We start from the raw sequence: 16,571 nt of genomic DNA on the forward strand, positions 1-16,571 counted from the left end.
TTATTTCCATATGGATTTTAATTCGGTAATTGAGGCTTCGCCCAACCGTATCTGTCCGTTCTCGGCAAAGATCTCGATTATATCAAAATCTTCGGTTGGATAGTATAGATCCGTGATCACCACTTTATTATCCGCTGCAAAAAATTCAAGAGATGTTTTATCCACCACTATTCTCCAGTCAGCGTAATTACCATTTGCAATAAAAGGAACTATATGGGTGAGAGCAAACTTTTCCGAGAAAACTTCACCAACGGCATTGGTACGGTCTACATAAAAGAATGAATCCACATTATCGTACCCCACCGTAATATATTCTCCACGCGAGTTTTTCAATGTAATACCATACTTGGAGGGGAATCCCATTTTTGTTTTATCTGCAATGTCAAATCGAAGTCTGATGTCTACCGGCGACTTGGCAAACGGGATTCTATCCGAGATTGTCATGATGCCTTTTATGTCCTGATTAATAAACTCCACCTTTTCGCCGTACAGTTTTTCAATCTCTTTTACCGGTTCGGATGTAAGCAGGTAGGTGTCCAGCTCTTTAACCAATCCCAGTTCACGCGGGAAGGTAGCAGCTCCGCTCCACTCGATGCAAGGCTTTTCGCCTGCATATTCCCAATTGTTCATCCATCCGATAAGGATCCTGCGGCTTTCGGGAGCGTTGCTCCAGGTTACCCCTGCATAATTATCCTTCCCATAATCCATCCATTGGGTTTTGGATTGTGCCGAAATAAATTCTTTTCCATTAAAATCACCTACAAAATATTGGGTTGCAGAACCTCCGGCAGGTCCTCCGGGATTAATGTTGACAATCAGTACCCACTTGGTTTCATTGGATCCTTTAACCTGCAACGGGAACAGATCCGGACATTCCCAAACACCTCCATGTTCACCACGCCCCTCTCCGAACTCACTCAGATAAGTCCAGTCAAGGCAATTGGGAGATGAGTAGAATTTAATAACCTGCCCTGAAGCGATACTCATAATCCACTGTTTCGAATCATTATGCCAGATAACTTTTGGATCTCTGAAATCGCGGATTCCGGGATTCTTCACAACCGGATTTCCTTTGTATTTGGACCAGGTACGCCCTTTGTCCAGACTATACGCGATAGCCTGAGATTCGATTTCGGTAAACCTGCCCTCTTTTTCCGCCTTCATGTCGTGATAGGTAAAAAAGGCAACTAAAGGAGGATTTTCCTTTGTTCCTAATCCGGAGGTGTTATTGTGGTCGGCAACAGCACTACCGGAAAAGATATAACCCAGACTGTCCGGATAAATTGCTATGGGCATATGCTCCCAGTGAACCAGGTCTGTGCTGATAGCATGCCCCCAGTGCATCGGTCCCCAAACCGACTTTTCGGGATAATGTTGATAAAACAGATGGTATTCTCCTTTGTAATAAACCATTCCGTTGGGATCATTCATCCAATGCTTTTGCGGCGTAAAGTGAACCTGTGGGCGGAACTTTTCCTGAAATTTATTTCCTGCACCTGACTCTTCGTTATCTTTTGATTTAGTCTGCAGACATGCTGTCGTTAAAAATAACATGGATAGCAAATAGACATACGTTGTTTTCATGTAGATCGTTTTAACTCAATGTTTATATTAAGATAATTAGTATTAGTTATATGCTTTTAATCCTCATAGACTTCATATTACGATGACTCGTCTTTATCAGATTAATATTCTATCGCATTTAACAATATTGATTAGTAAGATTTGAAGGCAAACCAAAAATAGTAAAAAAATTGGTTTGCCTTCTATATTATTTACCATCCGTAATTCTGAACATATAACTTTTTGCTAAAGTTAATCTGCTGTTTCGGAATTGGAAAGTATTCGTCTCTGTTTTTTGTAAATTTTGCTTCGCGAAGATGCTCACGTCTAGTTTTCTCAACGGCGAAGTAGCTGTTGAGGTACTCGGCGGCTATTCCCCATCGTACCAGATCAAAGAACCGGAATCCCTCCATTGCAAACTCCATACGGCGCTCCCAACGTAATGCCTGACGGGCAAAGTCGTTTGTCCAGGTGCAATTAATTCCCGGTTGATAGGTACCGACCACAAACTTGCCTGTAGGATCACCTTGAACATCCACTAAACGGGCGGTGCTGTTTGCGGCTCTTTCACGTATGGAATTGATTAGAGGCAATGCCTCTGATTCGCGCCCTAGTTCTATTAGGGCTTCGGCTTTCCATAACAGGACATCATCATAACGGATTATATCCCTGTTTTTTGAACTCGACATAAAGGGATTTACCTTTTCAAAGCAAGGACAATCAGGCAATACAACCTCTTTTAATGACATAAAAGCTCCATAAACCTCAGGTTGTCTGTTCCACCACGCTTCAAAAATAAACTCAGGATTGTATTTGTAGGGAAGTCCGGGTATAGCCACACTGTGATTAAGACGCGGATCCACATTATTTTGTAATAAATCATCCGGAGTATTCAGGTTCTTACTATTGAAATCGGCAAACTTGGGTAATCCTTTATCGTCTGTTTGAAATGAATTTACCAGATTTTGAGAAGCCTGATGAAATCCACAGCATCCATATTCCGGATTCATGGGATAATTTAACATGGCACCCCAATCCAACCGGCCATGTAATGTTCCATCGTTTCTTGAATGCTGAACAGCAAAAATGGATTCTTTACTATTTTCTGTTTCGCAAAGGAAATTATCCGCATAATCGGCATTCAAGCCATATTTTCCGGAATTAATAACTTCGCTGGTCAGATTCACCACCTCCGTTAGTTTATCTTTGTTGATGTTAGTCACATTATGCTTTTCATCTTGTTCGTAGGCTGCATACAATAATGCCTTGGCAAGGTACGATTTGGCCATCCATTTGTTGGCTCTACCCACCTCAGCATTATTATCAGGAAGGGTTTGAGCTGCAAAACGGAATTCTTCTATGATTTTATCCCATAACTGCTGACTTGTAAATTCTACGTTGGACACATTGATGTATTCTTCCACCGGTACTGTTTCGTCGATAAAAGGAATCTGTTTGAACAATAGCTTCAGCTCGAAATAATAATGAGCACGAAGGAATCGCATTTCAGCTATCCGGATCATCTTCTTTGAAAAATCGGCTTCGTCGATGGCATTCAATCTGGCCAACGCATTATTTGCCCTTGATATGGCGACATATTCCTTATACCATTTACTATCCAGCAAGCCTATATCGTCTCGGAGGTAAGTAAACGTTTCATAAAAATGGAATTCCTGCAAATCTCCCGTTCCTGCACCTCCCTTATAGGCATCTCCGGAGCGAAGGTCTCCGTAGGGCCAGGGACTGTTTGGTTCGGTGTAATGATCGTTACCTAAACTCGAATAAGCTGCTATGACCATTTTCTCCACATTTTCAGGAGTATTCAGTTGTTCGTTGCTCAAAACTCCTTTCGGGTTCTCGTCCAGGAAAGAATCGCATGAAAAAAGGAGAACCGACAAAGAGCAGCATGTAAATATATATTGCATTGTTTTCATAATTCTATCAATTAAAAAGTTACGTTCACACCAAAAGTTACTGAAAAAGGAATTGGATAAGACAAATTGGGAGTTTCCGGATCTACACCGGTAAACGCATCGTCGCCCCAGGTCTTTTTAACCGTCAGCAAGTTCTGCCCCATTACATAGATTCGGGCATTTTTCATGTAAACCGACTTTAACAGATGCTCTGGAATGGTGTATCCAATCTCCATATTAGCCAGTTTAAGGTACGAAGCATTCTCAATGAAATAGGATGAGTAACGACTTTCATAGTTGTTATCATTTAATGATAATGCAGGAATAGTAGATGAACTGTTTTGAGGTGTCCAGGCATCCAGTGTTCTTTTACCATAATTATGTCCGCCAAAGAAACTAATGAAATCGGTATACCTCTTCACTTCATTGTTTACGTTATAGCCAACCAACCCATTCCAAAACATACTGAAATCGAAGTTTTTCCAATTAACGGCAACATTCAAGCCATAGATAAAGTCGGGATCCGCCACTCCCAACCAGGTTCTGTCTTCATCATTTATTTTTCCATCCTTATTTACATCCTTGAATCGGAGTCGGCCTACCCCTTTACCTGTTTGCTCCACATGAGCATCCACCTCTGACTGATTCTGGAAGATCCCTTCGGCCACATATCCGAACATTGAATTTAATGGTCTCCCCAAAATTGTCTGATCGTTTCCATTACCTGCATACGAATTGATAACATCTTCCGGTAGCTTTACCACTTTATTTTTATAACTCGAAATATTACCTGTTACGCTCAATCCAACATCTCCTATTTTATCATTGTAGGAGAGGATGAATTCAAATCCTTTATTATCGAGCGTTGCGCCGTTTACCCAGCGGCTTCCACCTTCGCCGATGGTAGCAATATAGGGAGGGTTAATTAAGATATCCTTCGTGCTTTTTGTAAAATAATCCAACGAACCGGAGAACTTCTGATTGATAAATCCAAAATCAAGACCGATATTATTCTGCGTAGTAGTTTCCCATTTCAAATCGGCATTCATCTGTTGAGTACGACGGTAACCCGATAGCAAATCGCCGGTTCCGGTTCCACTGATGTCGTATGCCGTTCCATGATCACTGTCCCACGTTGGGTCTGTTCCATATAAAGCCTGGTACAATGCCGGCGAAGCGAAATCACCGATCTCCTGATTACCCGTCTGCCCCCATCCATAACGTAGTTTCAAATCCGAGACATAAGGGAAAGCAGCTTTAAAGAACGATTCTTCACTCAGACGCCAACCGAATGAAAATGCAGGGAATGTTCCATAACGGTTGTTTGCTCCGAATCTGGAGGATCCATCGTAACGGACCGTTGCCGATATCAGGTAACGATTATCAAAGCTATAGTTTACCTTTCCAAAGTAAGAGAGCAACGAATAGGCAGTTGCAGAACCGGCATTTCGTTTGTTTGATTCTCCTGCATCAAGGTACATATAATCCGGATCTTCCGAAGCAAATACATCCCTGCCAGCCGATATTGCATTGAATGAATATTTCATCATCTCCTGTCCGCCCATCACATCCACTACATTTTTACCCAACTCGAAATTATAGCTCAACGTATTACTTAATATCCAGTTCCCTCCGTAATTTGCAGAGTTATCCAACCGGTTGGTGGACTCCGACATAAATCCGGATACGTAAGTGAGCTGCATATTTCGCTGCCAATAACCGGTATAGTCGATTCCAAATTTTGATCTGAAGTGCAAGTTCTTCAGCACTTCAAGGTCAAGGTTCACATCCCCAAACAGACGCACTACATCTTCATGGTTTTGTTTATTATCTTCTATGATACGCACCGGATTATGTCTGTCGCTCATCCCTGCAACCGGACCGCCCCAACCGCCATCCAATGTGTAAACCGGAATAATAGGCTGAATCTCGTGGGTCATATTTAAAATACTCTGTGCATTAATCAGTGATTTGCGCATTTTAGATATTGAGAAATTCTCGCCAATCTTCAGCTTATCATTTATCAGAGAATAATCAGAGTTAATACGTGCTGTAAAGCGGTCGTATTCCGTGCCTTTAACTGTACCAAGATTATTAAAATAGTCGAGAGAAAAGAGGGCCCGTCCTTTTTGAGTTCCTGTAGAAAGTGTCACGTTATAATTTTGCGTCAGTCCGGTACGACCCACTTCATCCACCCAATTTGTATTAGCCGGCTTCATAGTTTTTTGCTGATCCAGGTACTCCGGCATGTTAACCTTATCAAGGATATATCCAGTAGCCGCATCTCCGTGCCATTCAAAATTGTACACACCAAAATTAGGATTCACACCATCATTCATTGCTGCACGCCATTGTACCATGCCTCTTTCTTCTGCATCAAGTAGTTCGAGGGATTTTGAATAATCCTGCGCTGTCAAGGAGGCCCTGAAGTCGACCTTTGTTTCATTATTTTTTCCTTTCTTCGTTGTTACGATAACAACCCCGTTGGCTGCCCTTGATCCGTAAATACTGGCCGAAGAGGCATCCTTCAATACTTGAATTGATTCAATATCGGTTGAAGAAAGCTCGTTCATTGATCTCTTACTAGGTACCCCATCAATTATATAAAGAGGATCGTTGTTCCCCAATGTACCAATACCGCGTATCCGTACTGTGGCACCACCATCCGGAGCTCCACTGGATTGAATGAACACCCCCGGCACACGACCTTGCAAGGATTTCATCGCATTACCGGTACTGATATTTTCAATATCGTCCATCTTCACTACAGAAACCGATCCTGTAAGATCCGCTTTCTTTTGAGTTGAGTAACCTGTCACAACAATCTCAGATAAAGCCTTGGCATCTTCTTTCAACAGAATTTGTTTGGGAATTCCTTTAACAGGAAGTTCTTGCGTTAAATAACCTACATAGCTAATCTGAATAACACTGCCTGAAGAGGCATTTAAGGTGAAATTTCCATCCAGATCGGTTATTGTTCCGTTCGTGGTTCCTTTTTCAATAATAGAAGCTCCGATTATCGGAAGATTGTCTGTTTCAGAAATTACGGTTCCCTGAATAGGAACTTGCTGAGCATAGGACCATTGTGTCCAGAAAAACAGAGTTATAAGCAGACTCCATTTAAAAGAATGTGACTTCATCATATTATTATTTAAAATTAATTGAGCCGCAATATTACTCTATGTCCAGCGCCAACTCTATAAAATATGAATCAGAAACGATCAAAATAATTACATAAAAGAACTAGTTAGTTTGATTTATAACAATCGAAACAGATTTGAATCATTTGTGCTAGCAATATATTGACGCTGCTACTCTTGCGATACGTACTCTGTGGGTGTCATATTAAAAACAGACTTAAAACATTTGGCAAAATAGGCTGGTGATGAAAAGCCGGTTCGATAGGCTACTTCACTTACGGAATATCTTTTCTGATTAAGCAATGTAGTTGCCTTACTTAATCGGTAATTTCGAAGATAGTCGACAGGAGACAAGCCCGAAATCTCCTTCACTTTACGGTAGAGCTGTACACGGGAAATTCCTAATTCTTCACTGATTTTTTCCACATTAAGTTCCGTATTTTCGTATGAAACATCCAGTAAGTCTACAAACTTTCTCATAAACAGCTCATCCAGGCTCTCTATTTTAGCCTCTGTTTCAATAATTGGAATACCTCCTGCCTGCATGGTCTGCATAAACCGCTTCTGCAATCGCTTTCTCTCTTCCAATAAGCGTATTATTTTTACTTTCACAAAGTCAATATTAAATGGCTTTTGTATGTAGTCGTCCGCTCCTTCTGATACTCCGTATATACGCTGACTGTCATCCATAAGCGCAGTAAGTAAAATAACCGGAATATGGGATAAGTCGGGATCCGATTTAATTCGCCTGCAAAGCTCAAACCCATTCATTTCGGGCATCAGGACATCACTTAAAACAAGCGACACATTTTCTGATTCAAGAATTGCGAGTGCTTCAGTCCCATTTCCAGCCTTTAACGTGGTAAAATTGGGCGCAAATTCCGATTGAATATAAGCTTGAATATCCGGATCGTCTTCAACTACCAATATAGTGAAGTTGTATTTTTTAGTTAATAGATCGTCTGATACCTCCACATTCATTGAAGTGGGTACAAGATCTATTCTATCCTCCGGATTTACAAGCGGGAAACAGTCGGGTAAATGATCTCTCCCTTTTAGTAACTCCAGAGTAAAAAGCGTGTCGACATTGGGGACACTCTCCACCAGAATTTGTCCCTGATGCATATTCACAAATTCCTGGGTAAGATGCAGGCCTATTCCTGCACCAACTCCAGATGACACAGATCCGGTATAAAACCGGTCAAATATCTTATCAATTTCATTATTCTCAATTCCTACCCCATTGTCTCGAACGACAATGTAAATTCTATCAGAACCATCTTTAATTTGAACACTTATTTTCCCTCCTACAGCTGTAAATTTAAATGCATTAGACAAAAGGTTGGTCAGAACCTTTTCCATCTTATCCTGATCAATCCATATTTTACAAGTCGGGATCTCGGAAACAAACTCGTAGCAGATCTGTTTAGACTTGGCCAGATCTTCAAAAAGAGACATCACGTTTTCTGTAAAGGCGACTATATCAACCTGACTGATCGTCAATCCCATTTTATTATTCTCAATCTTCCGGAAATCCAGCAGTTGATTGATCACCCTCATCAGCCGGTCGGCATTCTTCTTCATCAGTTTCAGATCAGAAAGCAACGGAGATTCGGGTGTTAATTTGATCCATTTCTCTAAAGGTCCCACGATCAAAGTAAGCGGAGTACGTACTTCGTGTGATACATTGGTGAAGAACTGTAATTTTTGGGATGTAACCTGTTCAATCTTTTCATTCAGACAGATTAGTTTTTGCTGTTGTTCTTCCGATTCTTTGTTTTTAATATGTAATTGCTTATTCTTTTTGTTAATCTTCCGGTTTATATAAAATATATAAATTGCAAAAAACAGCAACAAAGCAAGCAAAGACAATATCAGAAATAAAGAGTGACGCAACATACTAAACTTTTGAAATAACATATCAATATTCCTTTTTTGCTGCTCAATCCTGTTCTGATAGTTGATTAGCTGATCAGATTGCAAAAGCAACGTTCGTGCCGTATTTTTCTCGACAACAGCCGTATTCAAGATATACTTCTTATCCGTTTGTTCCTTATTCAGTATTTTCATAGCAACACGAATCACCTGATCGCCCCCGGATGGATACAAAAAGGATGCGTTAAGTAACCCGTTTGCAACTGCTTCAAGTCCGGCTCCTTTCCCAAATGCAGCATCAACACCCAAAAATATAATTTTAGAAACCAACGCCGAATCACGTTCAGAGATGGCCTCTCTTGCCCCAAGCGCCATTACATCATTGTGTGCATAAACCAAATCTATATCATTGAAATCTTCTAATTGAGATACTTCCTTTTTTGCTATTTCCCTGCGCCAGTTACCTACTACCGTTTTGATATTTACATTTTTCTTTTTGAGACCATTTATAAATCCCAGGTGTCGTTCTTGTGCAGGAGAAGACAGTTTGGTACCCCAGACTTCGGCTATTGTAGCATTTTCAGGAAGAAATGCACTTGCATATTCGCCTGCTATCCGGCCAATTTCGTAACTATCACCTCCAACATAAGCCGTATATTCTTCGGAACCAATCTTTCTGTCAACAATGATTGTTGGAATTCCTTTCCTGTAGGCTTCAACTGCAATGGGAGTTATCGAATCGGACTGATTTGGCGAAATGATAAGTACATCTACCTTCTGATCTATGAATTGTTGAATCTGTTTTATTTGTGTTTCATTGCTTTCTTTGGCATCTGCAATTACAATCCGTATATTGTCGTAATTGGATGCCTCGATATTCATCTCCAACATCATGGCCTGTCTCCAAACATCATCCATCATACATTGCGAAAAGGCTATAACATATGGCTCTTCTTTCTCAACTCCTGAACAAGAAGATAAGAACAGGTAAAATACGAGCAGATAGGCAACCGGATTTTTCATAATTCTGAGGAAAGATTTAATACAAATATAAAAAAAAGATACATACTGTACCACAGTAAGTATCAAAATAACAAACAGGTGTGCAAAAATAGGTACGAGCTCATATATTGAATAAGATATTTGATTCAAACTTGCCTACAGATGATACAAGAAAAAGGGATGAATCAGTAATTGATTCATCCCTGGGTTCTCAAGATCTTAGCAATCCTATTTTATTTTATAACTCACGTATTTTGATGTTACGGAAACTTACTGGCCATCCATGATCTTGCAGACCAATAAATCCTTCTTTAGAAATGCCTTCGGTAAATCCGGGGAAAGATTTAAACTTACTGTTCTGTACCAGATTATCCCATTCACTGGTCCACAAAGTATATTCTACCACCTTCTTACCATTTTGTGTATGAGTTACCTTTCCGTTTTCAACACGGATAACAATGGTATTCCACTGACCTGCAGGGTTCACCGTAGCAGGATCGGCTGGCAACATATCATACAATGAACCGGCAAGATGGCTGTCTATCTTATTATCAGTAGCATCCACGTTGTCTAACACCTGTACTTCGGGAGCAGCATAGTAAATAGGTTTTCCCGGAACTTCGCGAACATTGTAGAATATCCCTGAATTAGCCATCTTACCTGCATTCCAGTCTATCGACAGTTCAAAATTTTTGAATTTCTTGTTTCCGAAAAGAATATCTCCTCCCGCACCATTTCCTGGTTTGGATCCTTCGGCAGTAAATACCTTCATGGCACCATCTTCGATTGTCCAGTTTTTCGGCATTGCCGTACCATTACATTGTCTCCATCCGGAAAAATCTTTTCCATTAAATAAAAGAGCCCAACCTGCTTTTTTTTCTTTGGAGGTTAACTTGTTGGCCTTTTGAGCATGCACCATTGTGGATGCCGAAGCGATAGCCAGCACCATAAACACATAAAACAACTTTAATTTCATCTCTTTTAAGATATTAGATAATTAACACTAATGAATTAAGAACTGAGAACACTAATAAATTTAAAAAACACTTACAAACCCTGTTGCAATGATATTGCCAACGAGCAAAAAGATTTCAAATAGATTAATAAGGCACACAAAGATATACCGAAACAGATAGAATGAATCCATTTCGGTATATTAGATTGATTGAATTAAACTTTTTTATCAAAAGAGGGAAATATACTCCGAAGGAAGGGCTTCGATCTTTTTAATCTGAATCTCCTTATAGAATACTTCGGCTGCTTCACTTTGCAACTGAATCCGGCCTTTGGTAAGGGGTTTAAGTTCGTTTCCTTCCTTGTAAACCGAACCCGACAAGGCCATAACCACATGCCCATTCACCAGATGGATACTTTTATCCCCGAAACAAATCAGCTCGATTGTGTTCCAATCGCCTGCAATCTCATGGTCTTCGCTAAACTGAACAAAACCACTTCGTTTACCGTCAACTCCCATATATGTCTCTATCCCTTTCGGATCATAGTTGGCCTTTTCGTTGTTGGCATCCGGATCGCGCATTTTGATATTCGCTCCGGTATCGGCAATGCGCCAGTAATCGCCAAAGCCCCCTTCCATCACCTGAAACTCGTGCGATTCCATCCACGAACGCCAATAATCTACGCCACACTCGCCGTGCGAATGATACAACAGCCCCGAATCCATTGGCTCATTAAGTCTGGGAACCCACTTTTTAGTTCCGAACTTAACCTTCATCCGAAGATGATAATTTTCGAAAGACTGTTTTGTATAAACACATCCATAAATCTCGCCGCTGATTCTTAACACGGGTACACCATCCTGTTCGGCAACCGAAAAGACATTCTTCACATTCTTATTATAGCCGATAGGTTGAACCGGATTACCAGCTTCATCCAACGGCTGACTTCCATTGTAATCGGGTTTATGCTCATAACTCAGATACATTTCCCATTGAGAAAGGTCTTTATCCATCAGGGAAGTCCATTCATCCTTCGCAGTACAGGAGACCAGGCAGTTCAACAAAATACAAGCAATCGCAGTTTTCAAGATACTCACATTCATAATTAAATAATAAAATGGTTACTAGTGGTTCAAAATTTACTCACACCAAATATATAATTGGATGACAGATGTTTTTTGCAATTTTACTTACCAGGTCTCCAACGGTTGAAAAATGAGGTAGGCTCCGGGAAGATTCCTTTCTGCCGTATACGTACATCTTCGGCGGTGTAGAATGTATTTTTATCGAAGTTGGTTATGTACTGGTCAATCTCTTTTAGAGCTTTGCGTTCTACCACGGCCTCAACCACCCATGCTTTCATGATGGAGCCCATTCCTTCCATAACAGTCACTCCATACCCCCGGTTCTTAATCATCCTTACCAATGATGAGGGTTCTTTGTTGGTGTAAATACGGCATACCAATACACCAAAGGCAATACGGCTTTCAATGATAATACCCACGTAGTTGCCCGTAGCATAGCCGGCGGCATAGCTTATGTAAGCCAGCAGGTCGTTTGCCCTCGAGAATATCTGCGAAATTATGACTATCCAGATAAACACTTCAAAAAAACCGATAATAGGGGCTTTGTACTTCTCTCCTTTGGAAACAAATATAATACGTAGTGTTCCCAACGTTACGTCTATTATGCGGCCAAAAAAGATGATGACCGGCAATAAATAGGGATACTGATCTAAAAAGTCGAACATGGCCTGGTTGTTTATTTAGTTGTTAAACGATTGTTTCAAGACAGGAGATCACTCTCCTGCATCAAAAATACAAAATAAATGGATTGGATGTATGTCCGGATATAATTCGTATAAAAAAGAAAGGGGATGCCTTGGCAGACATCCCCTTTCGGGTTATTTCAGGATAGGTTGTTCCTATTCGGCTTGAATTGTAATTTCGGCACCGGTGGCATAATCCTGTCCCCTTTGTTCACTTAACGCAGTAAAGCGTATATAACGGGCTTTAACAGGTTTGCTGAAGGTTACTTTCTTTTCGGCAGCATTGTTTTCGAACGCTGCTTTATGGATTGGTTCGCCCCACTCCTTCCCGTCCACACTTACATGGATGGTATAATCCTTCACGTTGCCATTGCCTCCACCCTGACGCGGAAGGTACGTAAATCCTTTGATGGTCTTTATCTCTCCACAGTCCAGATCCACCCAGTGAGGATGTTTAGCTACGGTCACAGAATACATGGTATGCCAGATGGTATTCGGATCTCCGTCGGTCAGGTTCTTGGCATCTCCTTCGCCAGCTTCCTGACTGCTTGCATAAATCACGTTTGTCTGGATATTGGTTATCTTTGTGAAGGTGCTGCTGATCTTATTGGCTGGCGTATCTTTAAACCAGGCTGTTACCTTTCCTCCGTTGCGAAGGGCAATGGGTTCTGTGTATTCTTTAGCTTTATTTTTGTCTACAGTATAGCAGATTACGGCATCTTTTTTAGAAGAGGTAAGCGTTACCTGGCCTGCTCCGTCGCGAATGATGCTGAGCGGAATGTCTCCTGCAGGAGCCACCTGGGCAGTCTGAGCCAGATCTTTTCCAGCCGGACGGATAATAAATCCGGTGGTATGATGTGCAGCATTGACACGGTCGTCGGGCAACGGAGCTCCTTGTCCGCAACTGTTTCCTCCCAAGCCTGTTACAGCCAGATCAAGATGCAGATAGGTATCTCCCACCGGAGGCAATTGATACGGATGCGATGCAAGGATAAGATCTTTGGCAGAATAGGGAAGTGCGGAAACCGATAAGCGGTCGGTTGCAACAAATACGGCTCCATTACCGGCATCGTTGGTGAGTGCACACCAACGTACATCTTCGTGATTACCCATATCCTGAGGTTTGGGGAAGTTTACAAACTCGCCTTCCACAGTATTGGTATGCTGCTCGATGAACTGTCCGCTTTTACGGTCGGCGTAATTATCGATTGGTCCTCGTCCGTAATAATTAAAATGTTTGTATTGCTGAGGAACCTGCATTACATAACCCAAACGAGGCAATACAAGTGCCGGTTGGTTAGAGGTGATGCTGGATTGCAATTCCACCGAACCGTCTTTGTAAACCGTCCAGATCTGATTGGTGGTAAACTTAAAGTCGTCTGCCCCAAAGATTTTGTCGGTCAGCTCCTCGATACGGTTCTTGCCGGAACTTGTTCCTCCATGAATTTTCGCTGCGTTGGGAGCCTGCGATTCAACCGTAAACGAAAGCACTACGGTTCCATTCTCCTTTACATTTACATTCATACCGGTTGCTTTATGTACCAGGTTATGCAAACCGCGGTCGAACCATTGTGAATAGAACCAGTTGTCGTTATTTACAAATGCACGCAAGGCATCCAGTTTCGGACCCTTACCCTCTTCAATCACTGTCTCGTTTCCGTAAGTAAGGCTATACAATGTTCCGGTAGATGCATCAAACTTGGCTTCAAAATGATCGCCCTTCACCGTTTTTATGTCCGTTGGAGAATCAATGAAGCGAATGGCTCCCGCCTTACCTGTAACTTCCAAAATACTTGGACGGTTTACGGCCTCTTTAACCTGAATCTGCTCTTCTGCCTGCACAAACGACTTGGCTGCCCAAGGCATGTTCTTATTCAGCAGGAACTGTATCTTTACAAAGTATTCTACACTTTCCTTCAGATTATCGAAACGGTATGGCAACGATACCGTGGTTTTGGTACGGGGTGCAACCTCGCCAAGACTTACATTACCTTGTTGAACCTCTTTTCCGTTTTCGTAAAGCGACCATTTTACATCGTAATCCGATAGATCCTTGAAATAATATTTATTGAAAATCTCGAATTCGCCCTTCCGAATATCTTTCGCTGTAATTCCGATGTGCTGATATACTTTCTTTACTTCATAGTATTGTGGCTTCGGCTCCAGATCGCCAAAAACAATTCCATTCATCACAAACTGACCATCGTTGGGGGTATCACCAAAGTCGCCTCCATAAGCAAGGTATCTCTTTCCGGTTTCCTTATCGTAATTGTACATGGATTGATCCACCCAGTCCCAGATAGCTCCACCGCAGAAGAAGTTGGTCGACTCGATTGCTTCCCAGTAATCAACCAGGTTTCCACAGGCATTTCCCATGGAATGGGCATATTCCGAAACGTGAAACGGATATTTGATATTGTATGTTCCTTTTACCGCTCCGCGCATCCATCCGATTGAAGGATACTGATTGGAGCCCATGTCCACGATATCGTTATTACGCTCGTACTGAACCGGACGGGAAAGGTCAACCTTTTTCAAAGCATCGTAAGCGGCTACAAAGTTGTTACCCGGTCCGGCTTCGTTACCCAACGACCAGATTACGATGGAAGGATTGTTGATGTTACTGTGTACCATCTCCATAACACGGGCCACATGGGCATTTTTCCATTCTACCGGATGAGAAAGGGAGGCAGCTCCATAATAATATTGATGCGATTCAATGTTTGCCTCGTCTTCCAGATATATTCCGTACTTGTTACAAAGGAAATACCAATAAGGATCATCCGGATAGTGGGCGTTACGCACGTGGTTGATATTGGCGCGCTTCATCAACATAATTTCGTCTTCCATCATCTTGCGGGTAATGGCATGACCAACACCCGGATTGGTTTCGTGACGGTTAACCCCTTTTAATTTTACGGTTTTACCGTTTACGTAATAATATCGTCCGGCCAAGCCGAATTCATCTTCAGACGCCGGTGTGTCTTTTATCTCAACTTCACGGAAGCCAACAATGGTTGAAACAGTTTCGACGGTTTTATTCTTTGCGTCTTTCAGTTCGGCAACCAACGTATAGCGGTAAGGGAATTCGGCCGACCACTTATTAGGGTTCTGCACCTGCATCACTACTTTTTGGGCATCGGCCTGCTGAGAGGCTTCCACTACAGGGATGCTGGCAGTTGCGGTAGCTTCGGATACCAACGTATTATCGTCCGAATACAGTTTGTTTGCATACAGCGAGTAGACCAGCTTATATCCTTTTGCCTTTTTATTCCCCAAGTTCCGGATATCTGCACTGATAGCAAGAGATCCGTTGGTATAGGTATTGTCCAAATCCGGAATCACATTAAGGTCGCGCACTTGTAGTTTGGGTGTCGAATAAAGTGCAACCGTGCGGAAGATTCCCGGCAAGCGGAACATATCCTGAGCTTCAAGGAATGAGCCGTCCGAACTGCGGTATACTTCTGCAGCAATTATATTTTTTCCCTTACGGAGGTATTTGGTGATATTGAAGTTGGCTGTATTGCGTGAGTTTTTGGAAAAGCCTACATATTGACCGTTAATCCACAGATAGAAGAAAGAATCAACGCCGTCGAAACTGATAAACACTTCCCGGCCATCCCAGTTTTGAGGAATTTCAAAATCACGAAGGAAAGAACCTACCTCGTTACGGTGTTTGAAGGTGGTCCAGTTTGCAGGCGGTGTACGCATCACTCCACCACGCCAATCGTCCACTTTCACGCTGTGCTGGAATATTACCGGCTGATTTACATAAATAGGCACCCCGTATTTGAGCGTTCCGTCTTTTTGTATTCCAACGATGTTCCAGCTGCAAGGCACCTGAATATTATCCCACGTAGTGGCGTTGTAGTCCGTCCGGTAAAAATCCTTCGGGCGAGAATCCGGATCGGGCGCCCAGTTAAATTTCCAGTTTCCGTTAAGTGATTGCCAGTAGCTGCTGTTTTCGGGTAATACCTTACGGGCACTTTCCCGGTCCTGAAATGAAAAGAAGTAGGCTCGCGGCTGCTCCTTGTTCAAAGATAAATTCTCGGGAGATTGCCATTCGTCGCCTGCAGGAGCAGACTGCGTTCCGTAATTAAACCCCGCCAATGGTGGATGTACCGCGAAGCTTTGCAGGGCAAAGCTGCACAGCAAAAGACCAAATGTGATTTTACGCATGATTTTTTGTGTTTTGTTGTTTATAAAATTTAGTTTTTCCACTAATTTGTTTCTTTCCGGCGTATCTAAACGTATTCAGCTATCATTGCAGCATGTTATAACGTTTAAATTATTTGTCGACAAAGATAATAAAAATACAAAAATTCCTACCCCGAATCTAAAGAATGTTAGCAAG

General features: G+C 41.9%; 8 protein-coding genes. All 8 read right to left on the reverse strand.

The features are described 5' to 3' along the window. Positions 1-1,584 (reverse strand): glycoside hydrolase family 32 protein, encoded by a 1,584-nt coding sequence (locus F5613_RS11355; protein ID WP_179399837.1) that lies wholly within the window; start codon positions 1,582-1,584, stop codon positions 1-3. A 191-nt stretch (positions 1,585-1,775) separates the two neighbouring features. Next, entirely contained in the window at positions 1,776-3,497 is a 1,722-nt protein-coding gene (locus F5613_RS11360) for a RagB/SusD family nutrient uptake outer membrane protein (RefSeq protein ID WP_179399838.1), read from the reverse strand. Positions 3,498-3,508: 11 nt separating this feature from the next. Beyond that, positions 3,509-6,619: a SusC/RagA family TonB-linked outer membrane protein gene (locus F5613_RS11365; protein ID WP_246303399.1), complete on the reverse strand. Its 3,111-nt coding sequence runs from the start codon at positions 6,617-6,619 to the stop codon at positions 3,509-3,511. 168 nt (positions 6,620-6,787) lie between these two features. Then, entirely contained in the window at positions 6,788-9,514 is a 2,727-nt protein-coding gene (locus F5613_RS11370) for a substrate-binding domain-containing protein (RefSeq protein ID WP_179399839.1), read from the reverse strand. A 217-nt stretch (positions 9,515-9,731) separates the two neighbouring features. Next, a complete protein-coding gene (locus F5613_RS11375) occupies positions 9,732-10,469 on the reverse strand; it encodes a 3-keto-disaccharide hydrolase (RefSeq protein ID WP_179399840.1) in 738 nt (245 codons plus the stop codon). A gap of 207 nt (positions 10,470-10,676) precedes the next feature. Then, the gene (locus tag F5613_RS11380; protein ID WP_179399841.1) at positions 10,677-11,552 is read right to left on the reverse strand and encodes a 3-keto-disaccharide hydrolase; all 876 of its coding nucleotides are present in this window, start codon (positions 11,550-11,552) and stop codon (positions 10,677-10,679) included. 83 nt (positions 11,553-11,635) lie between these two features. Next, on the reverse strand, positions 11,636-12,199 hold the full coding sequence (locus tag F5613_RS11385) for a DUF2179 domain-containing protein (RefSeq protein WP_079682365.1): 564 nt from the start codon (positions 12,197-12,199) through the stop codon (positions 11,636-11,638). A gap of 174 nt (positions 12,200-12,373) precedes the next feature. Continuing rightward, positions 12,374-16,396, reverse strand: coding sequence for a glycoside hydrolase family 2 TIM barrel-domain containing protein (locus F5613_RS11390; protein WP_179399842.1), 4,023 nt, complete (start codon positions 16,394-16,396; stop codon positions 12,374-12,376). Between the last annotated feature and the right edge of the window lie 175 nt (positions 16,397-16,571).

The organism is Macellibacteroides fermentans (genome assembly GCF_013409575.1).
In the GTDB taxonomy this organism is placed as follows: Bacteria; Bacteroidota; Bacteroidia; order Bacteroidales; family Tannerellaceae; genus Macellibacteroides; species Macellibacteroides fermentans.